14 protein-coding genes are annotated in these 22,183 nt (G+C 47.7%); 2 read left to right on the top strand and 12 right to left on the bottom strand.

Annotated features, from left to right (window positions below; genetic code table 11):
• Positions 1-4 precede the first annotated feature (4 nt).
• The 7 genes from FLT43_RS00360 to FLT43_RS00330 all read right to left on the bottom strand — a co-directional run bounded on the left by FLT43_RS00360 (position 5) and on the right by FLT43_RS00330 (position 14,181).
• On the bottom strand, positions 5-7,165 hold the full coding sequence (locus FLT43_RS00360) for an amino acid adenylation domain-containing protein (RefSeq protein WP_244194289.1): 7,161 nt from the start codon (positions 7,163-7,165) through the stop codon (positions 5-7).
• Between the two features lie 746 nt (positions 7,166-7,911).
• Positions 7,912-8,544 carry a hypothetical protein gene (locus tag FLT43_RS00355; protein WP_087443865.1) on the bottom strand — a complete coding sequence of 211 codons (633 nt, stop codon included), beginning with the start codon at positions 8,542-8,544 and terminating at the stop codon, positions 7,912-7,914.
• 4 nt (positions 8,545-8,548) lie between these two features.
• Positions 8,549-9,187: an aspartate/tyrosine/aromatic aminotransferase gene (locus FLT43_RS00350; RefSeq protein ID WP_087443959.1), complete on the bottom strand. Its 639-nt coding sequence runs from the start codon at positions 9,185-9,187 to the stop codon at positions 8,549-8,551.
• Positions 9,188-9,195: 8 nt separating this feature from the next.
• Entirely contained in the window at positions 9,196-9,936 is a 741-nt protein-coding gene (locus FLT43_RS00345; RefSeq protein WP_087443866.1) for an ABC transporter ATP-binding protein, read from the bottom strand.
• Between the two features lie 27 nt (positions 9,937-9,963).
• Positions 9,964-11,595, bottom strand: coding sequence for an ATP-binding cassette domain-containing protein (locus FLT43_RS00340; protein WP_244194291.1), 1,632 nt, complete (start codon positions 11,593-11,595; stop codon positions 9,964-9,966).
• Entirely contained in the window at positions 11,592-12,581 is a 990-nt protein-coding gene (locus FLT43_RS00335) for an ABC transporter permease (protein WP_087443868.1), read from the bottom strand. Before FLT43_RS00335 ends, FLT43_RS00340 begins: the two co-directional genes overlap by 4 nt.
• Positions 12,565-14,181: an ABC transporter substrate-binding protein gene (locus tag FLT43_RS00330; protein ID WP_087443869.1), complete on the bottom strand. Its 1,617-nt coding sequence runs from the start codon at positions 14,179-14,181 to the stop codon at positions 12,565-12,567. Before FLT43_RS00330 ends, FLT43_RS00335 begins: the two co-directional genes overlap by 17 nt.
• Before the next feature lie 260 nt (positions 14,182-14,441).
• Here FLT43_RS00330 and FLT43_RS00325 point away from each other — a divergent pair, with 260 nt between their 5' ends.
• Positions 14,442-15,347 carry a LysR family transcriptional regulator gene (locus tag FLT43_RS00325; protein WP_087443870.1) on the top strand — a complete coding sequence of 302 codons (906 nt, stop codon included), beginning with the start codon at positions 14,442-14,444 and terminating at the stop codon, positions 15,345-15,347.
• A gap of 45 nt (positions 15,348-15,392) precedes the next feature.
• The gene (locus FLT43_RS00320) at positions 15,393-15,917 is read left to right on the top strand and encodes a hypothetical protein (protein WP_087443871.1); all 525 of its coding nucleotides are present in this window, start codon (positions 15,393-15,395) and stop codon (positions 15,915-15,917) included.
• Between the two features lie 501 nt (positions 15,918-16,418).
• Here FLT43_RS00320 and FLT43_RS00315 read toward each other — a convergent pair.
• The 5 genes from FLT43_RS00315 to FLT43_RS00295 form a co-directional block, all read right to left on the bottom strand.
• Positions 16,419-17,717 carry an alpha/beta hydrolase family protein gene (locus tag FLT43_RS00315; protein WP_087443872.1) on the bottom strand — a complete coding sequence of 433 codons (1,299 nt, stop codon included), beginning with the start codon at positions 17,715-17,717 and terminating at the stop codon, positions 16,419-16,421.
• A 138-nt stretch (positions 17,718-17,855) separates the two neighbouring features.
• Entirely contained in the window at positions 17,856-18,311 is a 456-nt protein-coding gene (locus FLT43_RS00310) for a DUF3021 family protein (RefSeq protein WP_087443873.1), read from the bottom strand.
• Between the two features lie 12 nt (positions 18,312-18,323).
• Positions 18,324-18,761: a LytTR family DNA-binding domain-containing protein gene (locus FLT43_RS00305; RefSeq protein ID WP_087443874.1), complete on the bottom strand. Its 438-nt coding sequence runs from the start codon at positions 18,759-18,761 to the stop codon at positions 18,324-18,326.
• A 138-nt stretch (positions 18,762-18,899) separates the two neighbouring features.
• Positions 18,900-21,497 carry an ABC transporter permease gene (locus FLT43_RS00300; RefSeq protein WP_087443875.1) on the bottom strand — a complete coding sequence of 866 codons (2,598 nt, stop codon included), beginning with the start codon at positions 21,495-21,497 and terminating at the stop codon, positions 18,900-18,902.
• A complete protein-coding gene (locus FLT43_RS00295) occupies positions 21,494-22,177 on the bottom strand; it encodes an ABC transporter ATP-binding protein (protein ID WP_087443876.1) in 684 nt (227 codons plus the stop codon). The genes FLT43_RS00300 and FLT43_RS00295 overlap by 4 nt, the downstream gene beginning before the upstream one ends.
• Positions 22,178-22,183: the final 6 nt, after the last annotated feature.

The following is a 22,183-nucleotide window of genomic DNA, read 5'->3' as shown; positions in this document are numbered from 1 at the left end:
CCTCCTAATTGCTGCTCCACAGCTCCAGCAATAGTTTTTCCTCATCCTCCGTAATGAGCCGCAAATTGTCAATGGACTCATCCGGATATGTCACTACTTGTTCCAACCAATTCGCGAAGTGTCCGATCATGCGTTCAATGGTGGAATGATCGAATAAATCCTTGTTGTAACCAAACGAAATATCCAAGGTTCTCTCATTGTTCACTTCTAGCGTTACAGACAAATCATATTTAGCAACTTTGATGCACGTCTTCACAGGCTCAATTTTGCGATTTGGCCATTCCTTTATCTTTCTCAGATGGGTGTGCATCGTAAATATCGTTTGGAAGATAGGGGCATAACTTGGGTTTCGTGTTGGTTGAAGGGTCTCTACTATTTTTTCAAACGGTACGTCCTGATTTTCTTGCCCGCGCAATGCTTTTTCTTTGACTTGGGCGATCAATTGTCTGAAGCTTGGACTGTCTTCCACATTCACGCGGTAGACAAGCGTGTTGACAAAGAACCCAATTAAGCCCTCGATTTCTGTGATATTGCGATTGGCAACCGGGCTTCCAACTAAAATATCGGTTTGTCCAGTATAGCGGGAGAGAAAACCTTGGTAGGCGGCCAGTAATGTCATGAACAATGTCGTGCCCTCTTGCCGGCTGAACATTTTCAGTTTTTCGAGCAAGGAAGGCGCCAATTCCAATTGCTGCATATCCCCGGCATAACTTTGAATGGCTGGCCGAGGCCGATCGATTGGCAGCTGCAGCACGGGAAGTTCGCCTGCAAGTTCATTTTTCCAATACTCCAATTGCTCTGTCATCATCGCATCGGATAACCATTGTCTGTTCCATACAGCAAAGTCACTATATTGAATGGCTAACGGTCGAAGATCGGCTGGCGTTCCGCTTACCGCTTCTTCATAAAATGCCAACCATTCGTCCAATAAAATAGCCTCTGACCAACCATCCGACACAATATGATGCACCGTACAAAGAAGAATATACTCACACTCGTCCTTCTTAATCAGTTCGGCCTCTATCAGCGGTCCCTGGCTCAAGTCAAATACGAGCTCAGCATTCCGTTGGATGTGATGATTGATCTGGCTCTCCCTTGCTTCCGCGGAGAGAGCGCTCACGTCAATGACAGGCAGCGATCTTGGTTGATACGGCTGGACGATTTGGACAGGAGCGCCATTTCGCTTAGCGAATACCGTACGCAGCATTTCATGGCGTTCAATTAATTGGTTGAATCCTTTTTCTAATCCGGCTGCATTCCATGAACCGCTCAAACGCCATACATAAGGAATGTTATAGAAATAGCTGTCAGGCTCCAATTGGTCAAAAAACCACAACCGCTTCTGAGCGAAGGATAACGGAAAAGCTCCCGTTCTTTCCGCTGGATGGAGTGCGGGCAGATGAGCGATGTTCCCGCCTTGTCTCGATTCGGTTAGCCGCTTGGCCAAGCTCTCAATGGTCGGGCAATCAAATATGGCTCTCAGCGGAAGATGCTGACCGAAAACTTCTCTTACGCGTGAGACGACCTGCGCAGCTAACAGGGAATGCCCGCCCAAATCAAAGAACGAATCAAAGACCCCGATAGGCTCTACTCTTAAAATCTCATTCCATATCAGTGCCAGTAATTCCTCGGTTGAGTTACGAGGCGCTGTATCGTGATGACTTACGGCGTGCATGTCTGGCGCCAGCAATGCTTTACGGTCCAATTTCCCACTCGATGTGAGCGGCAGTGCCTCCATCTGTACAAAATAAGATGGAATCATATAGTGGGGCAACTGCTTCTGCAGATGGAGCTTTACTTGACTGGCCTCTGCCGTGCCATTGTAATAGGCCACTAGCCGTGTATCGCCCGGCTCATATTCATGGGCCATGACAACGGCTTCTCCCGCATCTTGCAGCTTCCTCATCACCGCTTCGATTTCGCCCAGTTCAATTCGATAACCGCGAATTTTGACTTGAGTATCCATACGGCCAATGAACTCTATATTGCCATCTGGCATCCACCGCGCTAAATCACCGGTCTGATATACTTTTTCTTCTGGATCACTGCCGCAAGGGTTGGGGACAAAACGTTCCGCTGTTAACTCGGGCTTTCCTACATACCCTCTTGCGAGTCCAGTGCCACCAATAAATAGTTCTCCAATCACGCCGACGGGCTGTAAGTTACGTTCCTTATTGAAAATATAGGCTTTCACATTATCAATGGGCTTCCCGATTGGGATTACCTTGCTCTCCGCCTGACAATCATAGCTGGTCACTTCAATCGTCGCTTCCGTCGGGCCATACAGATTGTGAAGAGTCGTATCGTTACGCTGCTTGATCAAGCGTTCAAAACGCTGTACCTGCTCTACGGTCAAAGCCTCGCCGATCGTAAATACACGTTTTAAACTTTTAATTAAGGCGCTAGTGTTGCTGTTCTCCAGATGGTCTAAAAAGATACTTAACATAGATGGAACAAATTGAATAAAGGTCACTTTTTGTTCGGCAATTGTGTTTACAATGAGCTCCGGATCTTTTTCAGCATCAGGAGCGAGAAAACAAAGCTTACTGCCACTGAAAAACCATATCAGCAATTCGGTTACCGAGACATCAAAACAAAATGATGTTTTTTGCAGTATCGTATCATTTTGATCCATCGGATAGCGCTTTACCATCCAATGAATTCGATCGACTACAGAATCATGTTCAATCATGACGCCTTTTGGCGTCCCCGTCGAACCTGATGTATACATGACATACGCCAAGTTCTTAAAATTAGCAGCCGGCTCAAGGTTGTCGCAATCCACATGTTGATCAGGCATGTTCTCGCCCAATACCAGAACAGGTCGTTGGAAATCGGTGGATGTCTTGAACTTCTCTTGCATGACGATGGCTTTCGTATCGCTATCTTCAAGAATATAGGCAAGTCTTTCTGTGGGGGCCGCCGTATCGATAGGAAGATAAGCTCCACCCGCTTTTAAAATAGCAAGGATACCGATAATCATGTCGGGAGAACGTTCAACCATTAAGCCTACCACTGTATCCGGCTTCACGCCCAGATTCCGCAATTTGCTTGCCAGGAGGTTGGCAAGGTTATTGATTTGCCTGTAAGTCCACTGTTCATTCTCACATACAACTGCGATTCGTTCAGGTGTCCGGGCAACTTGTTCCTCAAAGATTTGGTGAATCGTTCTCGTATCCTCAAGCTTCGTATTGGTGTTATTCCACTCCCGTAATAGTTGATTCTGTTCAGCATCGGGCAACATTGGCAGGGAATGTACCGTTTGATTGCTGTTCTCAAGAATGCTGTGCAGTAATTCGATATAATGCTCAATCATACGGCGAATGGTCGTTTCATCGAACAAATCCGTATTGTATTCCCAGTCCATGCTTATACTGTCATATTCATCGCCTGATAAAAGGGAAGATGAAAGTTCAGAGTGATTGATTACCACCACATTAATGTCAAACTTGGCAGATCCGTTGCTAAACCCTTCGAGGAGTTGAACATCCAAATTGTGAACAGGCAGATTGGTGATTTTGGTATCGTGAAAGCTAAACATCACTTGGAAGAGCGGATTGCGGCTTTGATCCCGTTCCAGTCTTAATGCATCGACGACTTGATCGAAAGGAATATCTTGATTTTCATAGGCTTCCAATGAAGATGTCCTTACTTTGTGCAGAACATCCTGGAACGTGATGTTTTCGGTAAATTGCGTGCGGATCACGATATTATTTACAAACATGCCGATCAATTCTTCGGTTTCTTGCCAACGCCGATTCGCGATACCCGACCCCACAATAATGTCTTCCTGATTGGAATAACGGTGAAGCAAGGTTTGAAAAGCAGCCATCATCACCATGAATAAGGTCGTATTCGTTCTCACGCAATAATCACGGAGCTGAAGATAGAGTTCTTCCGGGATGAGCCTAATGATAGAGTTCCCGTTGAAGGTTTGATTCACAGGTCGAGGCCTGTCGGTTGACAGTTCGAGAACCCCTTTTGCTCCGCTTAATTTATGTGTCCAATAGGTTAACTGTTTGCTTTCCTTGCCGCGTTGAAACATCTCATTCTGCCATACGCAGTAGTCTGCAAATTGAATAGGCAGTTCTGGGAGCGGAGACGGTTTATTCTCAACATACGCACTATAAAGCGTAAAGAGTTCTTTTAAAAATTTGCGGAATGACCATCCATCATGAACCAGATGATGTTCAATCAACAGGATGACGGACTCGAATTCAGATATTGTGAACACAATCCATCTGGCCAATGGTAACTGCGTGATATCAATCGGCTTCGTGATCTCCAATTGAATCAACCTCTGAGCTTCCTGATCCCGATCGCTCTCCGGTAAATGCGAGACATCAATGACGGGCAATTGTACATCGAATGGTTCATAGATGAACTGATACGGCTTCCCATGTTTATCAAGAAACACGGTCCGGAATATTTCATGTCTGCGAACAATCTCGGTGAAGCATTTTTCAAGTACGGGAATATCCAGCCTACCGCGTACGTTCATCGTTGCTTGAAATATATAAGCTAAATTATTGGAGCTTAACTGTTCCAAAAACCAAACCCTTTCTTGCGAATAAGAGAGCGGCAATTCTCTATCCCGGGATGCCCTGCTAATGCGAGGGAACGTATCCATCGGAATGAAATCATCTGCAGCATGGAGTACTGGCACCATGCTCCGGATCGTCGGATAGGTAAATAGGGCAGACAACGGAAGTTCTTTTTTGACGAGTTCACGGATTCTCGCGAGAACTTGAGTCCCGAGCAGGGAATGTCCGCCTAATTCAAAGAAATTATCCTCTACCCCAATCTCATCGTATCCGAACAAATCTTTCCATACGTCCGCGAGCTTATGTTCCAAATCGGTTTCTGGCTTGATATAGTCCGTTGTAATATGGGGACGGCTATTCCCCACCTCAGGCAGCGATTTCACATCAATTTTGCCGCTAGGAGTAAGAGGGAATGCATCCATTTTCACAAAATACGCTGGAACCATATACTCTGGAAGCCGATTCTTCAGATACTCACGCCAATCCGTTATACTTCCCGTACCGATCACATAAGCGACGAGTTTATTATTTTCTTGGGCATCTTTTTTTGCCACGATAATGGATTGATCAATATTCGGATGGCTGCTTAATATGACTTGAATTTCCTCAAGTTCAATTCTATATCCTCTTACTTTAACTTGATTGTCAGTTCGGCAAATATATTCTAGATTTCCGTCAGCTAAATACCGAACTAAATCACCCGTCCGATACAAACGCGAGTGTGGTTCCGGACCATAAGGATTGGAGATGAAACGTTCTTCGGTTAATTGGGGACGGTTCAAGTACCCCCTTGCTACCCCGGATCCGCCGACAAAGAGTTCGCCAATTACGCCAACGGGTTGAACTTGTAAATGTTCACTCAACACAAATAATTGCGTATTTGAATTCGGTTTTCCTATTGGAATTTGATCGCGTTTTTCATCTGGATCGCATTTGAATCTGGCAACATCGACTGTGGTCTCCGTCGGCCCATAAGCGTTATATAAGATTGTGCCGTAAGGAGTGGTCAATAAATCAGCGAATTTCTGTGCAACGTGAGATGGAAGCACTTCTCCGCCAACGGTGACATATTTCAAAGAGGATAATTTAGAAGAAGAACCCTGATTCTCAATATAATCCAATACTACTTTTAACATGGACGGTACAAAATCAAGGTGCGTAACTTGATACCTTTCCACGGCTTTCACCAGCAGGACAGGGTCCTTCTCATCGCCGTTCGGAAGGATATACAAGCTGGCCCCTTTCAACATCCACCAAAAGAGTTCCCACACGGACGCATCAAAAGAAACGGACGTTTTTTGCAAAAGTCTGTCCGACTTTGCAAGCTCATCACGGCTTTCTAACGTTTGGAGAAAATTCATAATGGAGTGATGCTCTATCATGACACCTTTCGGATTCCCTGTCGAACCCGAAGTATATATGACGTAAGCGAGATTGCTCCCGTTCACTTTGATATCAGGTTTTTCCGCACTTTCGTCCCACAACGTATTATCATTATCAGATAAATGAACAACTTGTACGCCTTCAGGCACGGCAGCAAGGAACGCTTCATTCGTAATGATGACTTGTAAGCCGGCATCTTCTATAATATAGTGAAGCCTTTGAATAGGATAGGCAGGATCCATCGGCACATAAGCGCCTCCTGCTTTCATTACTCCTAATATACTCACGAGCATGTCGATGGAACGTTCCAAACATATACCTACCAGCGTTTCATTGGTTACGCCTGTCTTGCGAAGATAATTCGCTAATTGATTCGAACGTACATCCAGTTCCCGGTATGTAGATTTCTTTTCCCCAAATACAAGCGCGATTGCATCGGGGTTACGTTGTACTTGGCCATCGAAAGCAGTCAGAATCGTGTCAGGGAGCATATTGGCATCATTCCTGCACCCCGCGTCCAATAATTCCCTTTCTTGCTCCTTGGTTATCAATCTCAGCTGATCAATCGGTGTGTCAACATGTGTTGTCACTTGCTCAATCCAGCAGCGAAAGTTCTCTATCATTCGTCGTATCGTTTGTTCTGCAAACAAGCAGGCGTTATAAGCAAATGATATTTGCAACCCGTCTGCCGCCTCTGCTATGTCAACATGCAGCCTTATAAGCGGCAAGCTGCTATCGTTATAAAGCATGCCCTTCGCATCTTCGTCTCCGGGTTCTATATATCTGAACAGGGTTTGAAATAATTCCGTGCTTCCTGCGTGAATGCTCGCAAGTTTTTCTGCAATAACTTCGTAGGGTACATCTTGATTGGCTTGCCCCTTTGCTACTTTATCCTTCACCTCGGCCAATAGCTGCTTAAAATTCATCGTTCCATTTACAAAAGCTCGATTTACAAAAAGAGCAGACCTGCAACCTGTCATCACACCAACCCAAATATCATTTTGACCTGTATACCGATAAAGATAGCTTTGGTATGCGGTTAAGAGTAAGGTGAATACGTTTGTTTCTTCTTGCAAACCTAACGATTTTATTCGCTCACTGATAGATTCAGATAGAACAATGGATTCAATCTCTCTCGCGTAGCTATAATTTTTATTGCCGGAGTTATCGATCGGCAGCTGCAGCAACGGAATCTCTCCCGCTAGTTCTGTAAGCCAGTAATTCACTTGCTCTTCCATGGACATGTTTTTCCTCCCTTTTCATGATTTGCAGTTAATGGGGGCCTTTAATAACCACAAATTCCTGGACTTATAACGGCCATCTAATTCGTCCCTCACCCCTTTATAAAGTCGAGTCGTTGAATGGAAAATGGTTCAACACGAACAACGACTATATTATGTAATTTATTATATTTTTACTCTTTAATAGAATTTTATTCTTATCTTGAGAATAGAAAGATAATGCTGCCCAGTATTGTTAAAGAAAGTTATTTTGTCAACTTGGGGTCGACTTAGCCATGAATTCGCTCTAAGATGAGATAAGATTTTATTTGAGGAAGCAGTTGGATGAATGAAACCAATGGGTGAGATTGCACAAAATGATGAATGGTTAAAGCGTTATTCGAATCGTGGTGTAGTAGCTACTGATTCTACTGAATGGAAGGAGTCATATCTAAGTAATTCCTTGGAAATAAGCAGTTGCAGGGTATGTGCGGCTATATTCGGAATAAAAGGTATTTAATGTAACTATATCATTTTGGTAAATTATATCACATCTAAACGATATGTCAAATCTTATGCCAACGATGAAAATGCGGAAATGAACCAGCAGACTTGTTACTACTTATGCCCGGCTTGCATAAATTCCATCGATAAAAGTATGGTAAATGGAAAAGGAATAGAGAAAGGAGTTGCCGCCAGGCAGAAGATCTACTCTGGGAACAACTCCTTAATCGATAAGGCCTCTCTCGAAGGCCTGACAAGCTTTAAGAATGAATCGGTCTGTTCATCATATCCTCTTCGATCCAGGCAAGATAACCATCCAGGAAGGTTTCCACCTTTGGAATAAACCCTTGTCCGAAATGATAGTCCGGATCCAGCGTTGTCATATACATATTTCCTGCGTGTGATTGCCGATCGACGCAAATAACTGCTTCGCCCAGTTCATTCACGAGAACAGGCTCCGCTCCTGCCCCCGCTTCCAACCGGAACACGCCATGATAATGCCACTTCGCGTCGCCGACCGTAATCCTTTGAAATAAGGGATGTTGGGCATCAGCCGGATACAATGGCAAATCCGCGCCCGGATTCACCCACCAGTGAAAATTCGTCGGGTAAAACTTCCATCTGACGGGAGAGAGCCACGGCTTCTCGATCTCCCCAAAGCTGATGATGTGTCCTCCCTGATCCAAGTATTGACGGAATTGCTCCGCATGCTCGAATAGTATATCTTGATTCAAGCGAGTCGGCACAATGACGTAATCGTACGGCCGCAGATCGGTTCGATGCAAATCCAATAAGTAGATTCTATCCGTAAACCGCTGTCTGTACTTTCCGTCCTTTCTCGTAAAAAAATAATGCTGGTAGCTGATGCCGCTGTATAAGATAGCTGTCTTCATCGCCTTAACTCCTTTTATTGGTGGTCCGCTTATACAGATACTCCCTATCGATCCAAGCCAGCAGCTGCGGCCCTAATCTTCGTGCCGTAGTCGTGTCGGACAAGCCGTAGCCTATCAGATCGGTCCCGGCGCCTGCCATAATCGTGCCTCGGGTCGTATGACGATCAATGTACACAACGGTCTGCCCCGCATTATCTCTTAGCGCGATCTCCGCATTTGCAGGAGCCTCGAAATAGCCCCGCGAGAAAAAGCCTTTGACCCCGCGCCGATAATTCAAGTCATACTCCGTGACACCGTGAAAAAGCGGATGCTCGTCATGGGCAAGGATCGTCCGTTCGTTGATGTCCAGCGGACTCCGATTCCATAGGCCATTGCCTGGCAGCCACGACAAAAAGATTTGGGCAAAGGACACGACAATTCGTCCCTGTTCCAGATACTGCGCTATCCAATCACGATGCTGATATAAAAATTCCTCGTCTATATTATTCGGCACGATCAGCGCGCCGTATGGCGCCAGTCTATCTATCGTCATATCGTATAAGAACATGCGCTCTAACCGATGTTCATACAATTCATGCCGATACACCCGCGAGGGACTGTCCGAATAGGAATCCAAATAAGCGATTTTGATAGGCTCCGTCATCTTGCTATTCATAACCTCCCTATGTAATTGTCATCATAACAAGCCGCTATGAGTGATTGGGTATAGGCGTGAACGGGATGCAGCATGATATCCGCTGCCGCTCCGCTCTCAAGCAGCATGCCGTTTTTCATCACACCGACAACATCGGCGAAGCCGTGAATCGTGTCCAACCGATGCGTAATATATAAGATGGACATGTAATGATCCTGCTTCAGCTCCGACAGCAAGCTTAAAATGTCCCGCTCCGTCATCGGATCCAGGGCCGATGTAATCTCATCGGCAATGAGCAATTCAGGCTCCAGCGCTAAGGCGCGCGCGATGGCAATCCGCTGCTTTTGTCCGCCTGAGCATTCGACGGGACGCCGCTCTAATAGCTCATGAGGCAGGCGAACCCGTTCCATCAGTTCCTCGGCCTTCCGCTGCGACGCCAAGCGCGTCCATTGCTTCAACCGAAGCGGCTCGGCAATAATATCTTTGATCTTCCAATACGGGTTAAGTGATCGATCCGGGTTCTGAAATACGAGCTGCACGCTCGCTTGCGGCGTAAGGGGAGTCCCCTTCCACAATACCCTCCCTTCCGTCGGCTGCTGCAACCCGGCAATGAGCTGGGCCAGCGTCGATTTTCCGGATCCGCTTTCACCTGCTAGCGCAAATATTTCATGATCGGAGATGGAGAAAGATATGTTCTGAACCGCAAAGGGCAAAAACGGATCGAAACGCTTTGAAATTTGCTGTAGCTCTAGCAGCATCACATGCACTCCTTGCCTGTATAGGTCTCACCTCATCGATGGGATAAATGTCTGCAGCTCGCGGCTATAGCTCGTGGCAGGCTTCTGCAGCCACTTCTCCACAGACGCATGCTCCACAAGTTGGCCTTCCTTGATAATCATCACATCATCCGCTGCACGCAGTGCTGACGGCACATCATGGGTGATGAGCAGCAGGGTCATCCCATGCGCTCTCACTTTCTCGATGAGCAAGCGGAAGATTTCCCGCTTGATGAGCGGGTCAAGCGCGCTTGTCGGCTCATCCGCAATCAGCAGGGCCGGCTTATTGATAAGCGCCAGCGCAATCAGGGCGCGGCCCAGCATGCCTCCGCTTAATTCATGCGGATAGCTGTCCAGCAGCCGTTCCGGAAGCTGGACTTCCCGCATGGCCTGCTCAGCGGCCAGCCGCTTCCCGGCAACATCAGCCTTGGATGTGCCCCTTCCCTTCATGGCCTCCATGAATTGCTGCCCAATGGTCAACAGCGGATGAAAGCTAAGCCGCGGATCCTGCGCAATGAATGCGGCGTCGACCCAACGATTCAGTCCCTGCTCCGCCGATCCGCCACCGCGAATATAGACCGATCCGCTCATTGCCTCATCCGGCAGCAACCCGTATACCGCCCTTGCCAGCGTCGTTTTGCCTGAGCCTGATTCGCCAATAATCGCCGTAATGCTTCCCGCTCTAACGGCAAAAGACATCGGCTGCAATATCGTGCGCCCCTGATGCACTACGCTTAGATCGTGAACCTCAACCGCGGGTTCATCTGGTTCAGCAGCACGTGAAGGCCGCGGCTCGGCACGCCGAGGCTTCACCTTGCTGCTGGGGCGGAAGGAACGAAGCCAACTGCTTCCCTGTTGATGTTCACCTTCACTTACCAAGGCCAGCCCGATCGTAACCAGCAGGAGCGCCAGCATAGGCGGCACAATCGTCCACTGCCAGGCCGCCGTCATCCAGGTCTCGTTGTTATGGAACGCTTGCTCCAGCATTTTCCCCCATGTCGGTTGGTTCGGATCGCCAAGACCAAGGAAAGATAAGCTCGCCTCCATCGTTACGGCCTGACGGAACGATAGAATGAACTTCGTTCGCAGCAATGGAACGATAAAGGGCATCAGGTGCTTTCGTAATATATAGAACGGTGTTCCATGGAACAACTGGGACGCCTTCACAAATTCACGTTCACGCAGCGACAACACGGAGGATCGGATCAGCCGCATATATCCAGGCCAAGTAAGCAGGCCTAGCGTAATAATCAGCTGCCAGACACCGCCTGCCGTAAAGGCGGCTACCAGAAGCACCAGCAGCAAAGAAGGCAGCACGAGCAGAACGTTCGCCAATCCATTGATCAGCGGATCAAGTCTTCTGACATACCCTGCCGCAAGGCCAAGCATGCCGCTGAGTGCGGTGCTCAGCAGGGCAACACCCAGCCCGATGAGGAAGGTCGCACGCGCTCCGTAGCTTAACTGGCTGAAGACATCCTGCCCCAGCGCATTCGTGCCGAGCCAATTCGCGCTTGATGGAGCGAGCAGCCGATCATGATCAAAGGCAAAGGGGTCTGCATTTGCAAGCAGTGGCCCGGCAAGAGCCAGTACGACAAAACAGGCGATAATTACGATGCCTGCCATTTTGGTTGGATTCATCATGCTCCCCCTTTTCCGAGTTGGATGCGAGGGTCTAGCCGCGGATATACCCGATCTGCAATCATGTTCAGCAGCAATACAAATACCGTCATCAGCACGAAAAGTCCGTGCAGCAGCGGGTAATCCCGCGCCAGTATCGCTTCCTGCAGCAACTTGCCGATGCCCGGGTATGAAAAGACCGTCTCGACGAGGACCGATCCCGCCAGCAACCCGCCAAGGCGGACCACAATCAGGGTTAGAACCGGAAGAATGGCGCTGCGCAGGACATGTCTAACCAACATCGTCCTCCTGTTCACACCTTTGGCTAAGGCAAATTCAATAAACGGCTCGCGCAGCACCCGAATCGCTTCATTGCGCATAAGTAAATAAATGCTGGCCATATTCGCCGCCGTCAAGGTCACGATTGGCAGAACCGCATGCCAAGACACGTCAAGCACATGATCCCACCAGCCGTTAGCCGCATAAAAAGGCGTCTCCGCGCCGCCAAGAGGGAACCAATCCCACTTCACGGAAAGCCCGAGCACCAGCAGCATCCCTGTCAAAAATTCCGGGATCGTGCTGACACTAATCATGGCAATGAACCAGCCTCGGTCCTGATTCCCCGTATGCCGCCATGCCGATACCAATCCGGCGGCGATGCCGATGAGGAAGGATAGTACGGTGGCAGCGCCGACGATGAGCAGCGTCCATGGAAGCCGGCTCATAATCACTTCATAGACCGGCATTTTATAGGTGAACGACTGCCCGAAATCGAAGGTGATGATCCCCTTCACATAGTTCACAAGCTGCATCCATGCCGGTTCATCGAGCCGATAGTATTCCATCATCGATGCTTTTTGCACATCCGAAATAAAAATGGGGCCGTCTTCCCCGCCCTCTAAAAAATCAACAGGCCCCCCCGGCAGCAGCCGAGGGAGGACAAAATTTAAGAGCAGTACAAATAACAGCACAACCAAATAGGTGAACGTGTTCTTACTTCTTCTTCGCATCGATAAATGCCGCCTTGTTGTCCCAGAGCGGTATTCCGTCGGCTATACCGCCATACGTATTGAACCAACGGTCGAACTCGGCTTCCTTATACAAGAAATAAAATGGACGATGATACAAGACTAGCGTGGGCAATTCCTCTGACAAAATCAGTTGCATCTCGCCAACAATCTGCTTGCGTGCTGCCGAATCCAGCTCTTGCAGCTGCTCTTGGGCTAACTGCTGGAATTGCGGATGGTCAAATGAGCTTCCTCTCGCTGCAAACGAATTGCTTGCTTTCCCCAAAAACCACAGCCGCAGGAAATCGGGATCGCCGCTTAATCCGATATGCCCCGTCAAGGCCATATCGTACTTGTTCTCCCCCATGGCGGAGGTGAACGTCACTCCATCCACCTGTTGAATGTTCAATTCTATGCCAACCTTTTTCAGCATCTCCTTCATCATTTGCGCTTCTTTGGAAGTCGAGGAGACGATCACGCTTAGCTTCAGATCTTGGCGTACGCCGGTGCCGTCTTTGCGGTAACCAAGCTCGTCCAACATTTGTTCTGCTTTGGCCGTGCTATACTCATAGGTCTTCACCTTACCGTTATACCAAGGCGAATCCGGCGGTATAATTCCGCCGCTGCCTGGGATCGGCGTCCCGCCCGCTATTTTGCCGGCCATGTCCGCACGATCAAGCGCATAGGCCAATGCTTGGCGCAATCGTTTATCCTGTAATTGCGGATGATCAAGGTTGAATACGATGCGTACCGCGCTGCCAGTCGGTTCGCTCTTCATCATCTGGAAGCCTTCCTTCTGAAGCTGCTCCGCTTCCTGATAGCTTAACGTCGATGCCGCATTGATTTCATTTTTTTGCAGAGACAGCACTTTATTCTTCACATCTATGTAAGCCACATCCTTAACATTAACGCTTCCCTTGAAATAGCTCTCATTGGCGGTGAACCAATATTGCCCCGATTTCTCATCATACTGCTTCAGGGTGAACGGACCGGTTCCGATCAAGGCTGACGGGTCGCGATAAGCAATCGGATCGCTAACTTTTTCCCATACATGCTTCGGAATAATCGGCACGATCCCGGCCAGATCCGTTAAAAACGGAGCATACTTATTGTTCAACTGAAACTCTACCGTTCCGTCCCCCGTGCGGGTCACGGATTGGATTTGGCTTAGGTCGCCTGTCCAGGGAAACGAATGCGTCTTGAAGTATTCAAATGTGAACACGACATCATCGGCGGACAAGGCCGTTCCGTCATGCCATTTCACATCCCGTTCCAGCGTGAACGTATAACGCAATCCATCTTCAGACACCTTCCACGAGGCAGCAAGCCATGGAATAATCCCCGTATCGTCTTTCCAGGTTAACGTGTCGAACAGGAAGCTATTCCGCAAAAAACCGCCCGGACCTGACGGCTTGAAGGCAAACGGCGATGGATAGCCGCTGTCCTGCCATCCGATGCGAATGGAAGGCTGCTGCGCTGACGAAGAGAGCTGTGGTGTCTCTGCAGCTTCTGTCGCTGAAGATGTATTCGCTGAACGACATCCCGCGAGCAACAGGAATGCCGTTACCAATAAGATGAAATATGATGCTGTGCGAAAACGCATAACAATAACACTCCTTTTCTCAACTCTAGCTGTAACGTACAAAATTTAAGATAAATTAATTGAGAATGAAAATCAATATCATGTATAAGGAGTGTTATATGAAATCATACCGATTTAACCGGGTTGGTTTCGCTTTCATACTATTATTTAATCGATGTATTAAAAAACACGATAGGCATCACATCTCAATCGATATTGATTCTCAATCTCATTCATAGTATACTCACTACGATTCCCATCCCCCTTAGGAGGCTCCTCTCGTGAAGGTTCTAGATAAAATGGAAACGTTTCTCGCGTTGGCTGAATGCGGGTCTTTTTCCGAAACGGCAAAGCGGCTCTTCTGCTCTCAACCGACGGTGACGAATCACATTCAACAGCTGGAAGAGAAATTCGAGGCGACCCTGTTCATCCGTTCGGGGAAATCGGTTCGGCTGACGGCTCAGGGGGAAATTTTGCATCAATACGCGAAGAAAATGATCGTTCTGTTCGAGGAGGCTTCGCTGAACATCAAAAACGCGGGGCTCTCGAATCCGGTCCTCTCGTTGTATGCAAGCAATTACTTAGGGGTATACATACTGCCGGATATGTTAGCACAGTTTTACCATCGCTTTCCGCAGCAGCGCTTTGAGCTCCATACCCATTGTTATACAGATCTGATCGGCCTTCTTATGGAAGAAAAAATCAATATGGCCTTCCTGCCTATTTATGAGGAAGACAAGTACGTTCAGGGTCAACTTGACTCCTTCACACTGTTCAAAGATGAGTTTGTGCTCGTGCTTCCGCCGGATCACGATTGGGCGGGGCGCAAAATGCTCTACGCTCGCGATATCGCCCGCATACCGCTGATGCTTCCGCAAAACAGCTATTTGCAGGACTGCATATTATCTCCGATCCGTTCGTTGGGGATAGAACCTGACACGATTCACATGAGCAGCTTTGAAGTAATCAAGAAGTCGATTAAGGCTGGACTGGGCGCTGCCTTTATACCCTACTATGCCGTGCGTGGAATGCTGGATACAGGCGAGCTCGTAACGAAGCCTGTGTTCGGTTTGCGAATCGAGCGAAATAACGGATTTGTCCGGCGGAAGAGCACTCCGCTGACACGCATTGAGTCCGATTTTTGCGAGTATGTTCAGGGCGTATTCCGTTCTGCCAGCAACGAGTAACAATTACTGCGCCCCTGCGGGAGGGTGCATCCGGGAGGTTAACCTATGTCTGTTATTCACATTAGGGACAACAAGGAAATCATCGAAATCCGCTTTGAAGATATAAAGAAATATCATGGTGAGCTGGCCCTTATGGCTATCGCTGTCGCTTTTCGCGTTCAACAGGCGGCCATCCATGAATTGTTCGGCACAGAACCGCCGCAGCGGGGCTCGCTCCGCATCCTCTCCGGGCATGCGGGCCCTGGCTTCCGCGATGCGTTCGAATTCGTGACTCGCGCCGGTACGCGCGGGGCGTACACGGTGGATGTCCATTACCCGGTCGCGCAATACGACCCGCATCGCGCTCAATCCTACGCCTTTGTCATCTCGACGATAGATGGCGCGGCCGTTGAAGTGGCGTTGAAGGAGGACTTCCTTCCGCTTGAATTCTACGACTTCTTGGCCAAAGGCCGCAATCAAGCAATGACGGTTAAGGATATCGCGCGCTTTGACAAGCTGAAGCTGGAGCTCTCGAAGCAGGCGTTGGCTATGCCGCAGGATGAGCTGCTCGATGTGAAGCGGCTCTCGTAATTGCGGCGGGCCTATTGGGGCGGGAACCCGCCTGCGTCTGGGAATTGGAGGTTAAGGGGGAACGATACGTTCCCCCCCTTCCATACTGCAGACTCAATTCTCGTACTTCATCCTCTGCATTCCATTTCCCGAATGTATGACATCAACGTTGAGACGTTCGGCAAGTATCTCTATCCAATTCCTTCTCGCTTGAATATGTATATAACCATGTCAGTGAAAGGTGGTATATTTCTTGACACAAAAAACAAGGAAAAGACCGGGTCATCTCCACGCCTTCCCTTCCCAACAAAACGAGAGACGGCTTCGTCGTCGCATACGGTTCAAAAATGCCATTGCCTTCGAAATCTATTTGCAGCTCTTAACATCAAAGAAATATGATTTTGCCGCTCAAATGCTCTCAGGCAGCGAATCAAGCCGCCTGAGCGGTTTTTGTTCGAAGCCAGGATCCGCGGAGCGGCCTCCCTTGAATGAACCAGGTATGGCTTGTAACCTCACTTGTCATTAATAGGTCCCCGCAGAAGTGAAGCTGCCCTTCCCCTTGAGATAGCAATCGAAAAACTCCAGTATGATTCGGTTCATCGTCTCAATACCGTAGTAGACATCAATTTCTGCCCTGCCGCCCTGCAGCATATTGGCAAGCATCGGTGAAAAGAGTGCCAGATCGGTAAGACTCATATGCTTCGCGCCTTGAAAATGAACGGTATAAACTTTGCCATGTTCATCAATTGCTTTGTTCGCCGCATACGTCGAATTGCTATTGAGCTGCACCCAGACACTATCAGAATACATATTAAGAAGCGGGGTCGTATAAGGTTGGCCGCTTGCCGCAAAATCGTCGGTCTCTCGATTGTAGACAAGCTCGCTGAACAGCGGGGCGTCAATATTTACAACGGCGCCTATATCCTCCCGCTCCCTGCCGAGCCACACACTCGCTGCACCGCCCATGGAGTGGCCGAATACACCTATTTTTTCGGTATTCACCAATTGATACACGTTCTCACTGCCAGTTTTGGCTTTTTCCAGAATCGTATCGATCACAAAGTTCATATCATCCGTGCGCAGCTTCATCCATTTTTGAATAAGCCCGTAGGTTTCCTCAACCGTGTACACGCCCTTGTTGGAATTGTTGACTTCCTGCATATATTCCGAATTGACGAGTGCGACTGTTCCGTCGACCGATGCCGTATAAAAGGAATGATAAGGATGATCAATCGAACACACCACATAGCCGTGGCTTGCAAGCTCCATATAGGTAGAGGCGTTGCTTTCATTGATGCCGTAGGCTCCATGCGAGAATACCACAAGCGGGTAGGTTCCGTCTGCATTGTCGGGATACCAAAACCCAACATTGACGACTCGGTTTTCTCCCGTGGCGGTAAACTGTTCCATGCGGTTTTTGTCCATATAGGTGTAAGATACGCGTGCGACTTGATACTCCCCCGTAACTTGCGGCAATGCATACTGCGGGAATACGAGGGCGGGAGTTACAGCTATTACGACAAGCACAAGCATAACGACAGCATTTCTGACAATGCGGCCGCATCTGTATTGCTGCCGCTCCTCCTTGCTGCGTATCAGCGTTCTCACTCCAAGCACCGCCCAGACAAGCAGCAGCAGGCCAATTCCCACCCAGCGGAAGCTCCACTCAATGACCGAAGCCAGCGTGAACATAACGAATAAGGCCAACGCCCCGATTCTCATCATGCCTCTGACTTTGTTCTGATTCGACTTTGTCCAAATGCAATATACAGCCAATGCTGCCTCAAAAACGGCTGCAATAACCAAGAGAAGGATCCCCATAATCCAAGCCCCCTTTGTTTATCTAGTGCAGCATCAGCATACACAACCCTGTGCGCAGCGTAAATATGCATTGCGGCATGCTGCATGATAAGCAAGGTAAGCTGTAAAAAAAACGGGGTAAGCTGCTGCTTCCCCGCCTTACTGTTCATCTGCTTTTTTAAGCTTCATTAGTTGCTCATTGATTTCCCTAGCGACTTGGCGGTCATTGTTCCATCCAAGCAAACAGACCAGCATGTATATGATGGCAACTTGTAATGCAAGTATCGTTGCTCCGGCTGTTCCCGTAACCCAGCCCATCCTATTCGTGAAAATAAGCAGCACGGCTTCCACGATAATAAAATGGATCAGGATTCGCATACGCATTCCCTTTTCACTGATTGTGGAGGGAAAATAGAAGATAAGACTTGGCAATACGCCCACCAATGCACACATCATGATTGCGTATATATGACGGAGACCGAGTGAGAACTCCGAAGCATCCAGAGCGTTCATCACGGCATATATGTGATTAAACAGAGAGACACAAATAACAATTCCTGCAAAAATAAGCAAGTAATCTCTTGCCAGTCTTTTTAGAATCTCTGAAAAATTCATTTTCTCCCCTCCCTATAGTCCAAGCATCGTTTTAAGAATCGGTACATATTGACGCGACACCATAACCGTTTCCCCATTATCCATTCTTGCCTCGAACCTCCCGCTAAGTGACGGTTTGATGTACGAAATTTTGGCGATATTGATGATGCTGGATTTCGATGCGCGGAAAAATTTCCGTCCCTCACATAACTGTTCGAGCTCGTATAGCTTCTGTTTCGCTTCAAAGACCTTATCCCGGCAATACATAAACACCTTGTTATCCACCGCTTCAAAATAGTACACATCGCTAAGCTTGATTTGGTGAATCGCATCTTCATGAAAGCCCATTAGCACCTTGCTTTTCACTTTCATCCGGCGCACAAGGCTCAAAATTTCCTCATTGACCTCATGACATCGTATGATGATTTCTTCGTCCTCTAGGATATTGATTTCTTCGATTGATATTTTCATCGCTTCTTATGCCACCGCCTATTTATGTACTCCGACTATCCATTCATATCCCTCTCTATTCGATTATGTCAAGCCGAGAATATCTTTTCCGCAATAAAAACGACCCTGACTTCAACATCAGGGTCTATTTACTCCAACCTATATACTTTCCTGCTTTATTGCATCAATAATGTTCTCCTTTTTTACTTTGGCGCTGGAGTAGAGCATCGCTGAACTAACAATGATAAATACGACAGCGATAACATACATAACACTCATCCATGGAAATACAAATCCATAGTTAAATTTGTTCATCATCGCTCTGTAGATCAAGTACATCACGACGAAGCTGCTAGGAAGCCCGTAACACAGCGACTTGATTCCATAAAAGATGCTTTCATAGTTCATCATTTTGTTAAAGCCCTTAGGAGTAATTCCAACCGATTTCAGCATCGCAAATTCCCGCTTGCGCAAAGAGATGCTCGTGGAGATCGTGTTAAAAATATTCGCAATCGAAATCAATGAAATTAATGCGATAAAGCCGTAAGAAAATACGGACATCAACAGAATCTTCTGTTCGTTCTGTTTTCGATATTGATACAGATTGTGAACAACCAAATTCGCCTCTTTCATATCTTCAATTTTCTGTTGCGTTTTCATTGGATCCGAGCTTTGCAGGTAGAGATAGGTGTGACTCACATCCTTCCCCTTATCGTACATAAACTGATCCATGATTCGCGCTGACACGATAATATTTAATCTGCCTAACCCTTCTGTAACCATCCCCATCGGATATTGATCGGTCAGTGCAGCTATTTTCACTTTGTTTACAAGTATTTCTTTTACTGAGTCCCCATCTATACGTGTAGAGATTACATCGATACTTTGGCCAACTTTCTTATAAATGGCCTTCGCTTCGACGTATTTTTCAGTTTCCATATCTTTATAGTGAATCGTATCGATTACAATCGCCGCTACATGTGTTGGGTCCGTTAGCTGGTTGTAATCTGCACCAACTGCTTTAGCATAAGCCTTCAGGTTAGGATCATTTAATGCATTTATCCGAATAAAGTAAGGGTATTTTCCATCCCTAAGCCTGCTTTGATCCTCCTTTGCCATCTCTTTCAATTGATCAGCGATTACTGCTTCTTCCAACCAAGCCTCCCCGTATAACTCGTGAATGACGCTGTATTCCTCTACATCATCAAGGGATGCAATGGATTGAAGCAACCGATCGTCTATTCTTTTTTCATTGCCGTACGACACTTGAAGATCATAATTGACGCCATCCTGGGAGAGTACCAACGATTCTTTCAAGCTGGCGGTGAAAAAGGAGACGACAAGAAACAGAACGATACTAATCGCGAGTGAAAATACAATCGCGTTGTACCTTCGCTTGTTTCTTTTTAAGTTTTTCAATCCTATCTCTGCTTCGATTCCGAAGAGCCGGCGAATGAACATCGGCGTCCTCACGGCTTTAACCGCAAGCTTCACATCGGTGGTTTGGCGAATCGCATCAATGGCGGAGATCTTAGACGCTTTTATGGCTGGGAAATACGTTGAAATGAAAATCGTCAGCATCGAAACGACACAGGCAATCAAGAGCGACAGGGGCGTGACGATGACCGTTAATTTTTCCGTAATCCCCAATGCCCCTTGAAGCATGGAATTGATGAACCACAAGGTCATCCCAATCCCGGCAAGACCGCATATCATTCCCGTGGGAATACTGATCAACCCAATGATAACACCTTCAAAGAACACTGAATTTCTCTTCTGCCTCTTCGTAGCCCCTACGCTCGCAAGCATCCCTAAATGACGGGAACGCTCCGAGACGGAAATCGCGAACGCGTTATAGATCAACGAAACCGAACCGATCATAATGACGGCCATAATAATGGCTGATAAGGAAAACAACGTGTTTTGCGCAGCTTCGGTCTTGGCCACGCCATAATAGTGAAGCAACTCGTGATTATATTGGACGGATTCGATGTTGTTGTTCTTTGCCAAATCTTCCGCATGAGCGAACAAGGAACGATTGACTTTCTGCAAGACAACCGCCGCATTGACTCGATCATTCGCCCCCAGCAGGTTCTCATCCACATAGCTAATCGCCGTATATCCCGGCGCCCACGTCGGTTCCCAGGCAGGGCGCTTGATGATGCCGACAATCGTGTACTCCCTTGTCGCGACATTTTGTAAGGTCTCGGTCACCTTGTCATTTTCCACTCGTAATGCTTTCCATTGATTCAGCGGCTTATCCGTGCCTTCAGTGAACCGTTCGCCAACCTGGAGCTGGAGCTGATTGCCGATCTCACAGTTGACCTTTGCGTTCGTTGCGATGGCCTCGGAAATCACGACTTCATTGTCTGTGCGCGGAAGACGCCCTTTGCTCAACTCAATCGGGAATTCCGCTAAACCTTGTGCATTATACTCCTTGATGAACAAATATGGCTTGCTTGGATTTTGACCTCCCGCCAAAGGAGCGTAGCCGCGATCTCTTATGAGCACAACGGTTTTTGTTGCATCATCATTTTGAATCGCTTCAAGTTGTTCCCTGTTTACATCCTTGTATAGGACATGCCATTCCCCTCCATCCGCGATGGTTTGCCTTTTCATGACATCCAAATAAGAAAAAGCAAGCGTGGACACAGCCGTCACCATCGCCACCGAAATCATGACTCCGATGATAGTCACCAGCGTTCGTTTCTTGTTGTGCTTCATATGTCTGACGGTGAGTCTATTGACGATATTCATGGGCGAATCACCTCATCCTTGGCGATCCGTCCGTCTTCAATCGAGATGATCCTGTCGGCTTGCAGAGCAATCCGTTCATCATGGGTAATCACGATCAGCGTCTGTTGATAGGTTTTGTTGCACATTTTCAGTAAGTCGATGATCTCGCTGCTATTCTTGCTGTCCAGGTTGCCGGTGGGCTCATCCGCCAGCATAATCGCCGGATTGCCAATGAGCGCTCGGCCAATCGAGACTCTTTGCTGCTGTCCGCCGGATAACTGATTCGGCAGGTGGTTCAGACGCTGCTGCAGGCTCAATGTCTTGACGAGATCGTCAAGCTGCTTCCGATCCACCTTCTGCTTATCAAGCAAGAGCGGCAGCGTAATATTTTCTTCCACCGTCAGGACGGGAATCAGATTGTAGAACTGATAGATCAAGCCGATTTGCCTGCGTCGAAAAATCGCTAACTGCGTTTCATTCAAGCTGTACATGTCCGTATTATCAACGAGGATTTTGCCGCTGGTCGGCCGGTCCACGCCGCCTAACAGATGCAGCAGCGTCGATTTCCCTGATCCGGATGGACCGATAATGGCGACGAACTCCCCTTTTTGGACCGAAAAAGAAACATCATCAAGCGCTTTAATCGATGATTCGCCCTTCCCGTAAATTTTAGACAGATGTTCGATTTGTAAAATGGTCATGATACA

Origin of the sequence: Paenibacillus thiaminolyticus, assembly GCF_007066085.1 — a bacterium.
In the GTDB taxonomy this organism is placed as follows: domain Bacteria; phylum Bacillota; class Bacilli; order Paenibacillales; family Paenibacillaceae; genus Paenibacillus_B; species Paenibacillus_B thiaminolyticus.
This window is presented reverse-complemented; position numbering and strand designations above follow the sequence as displayed.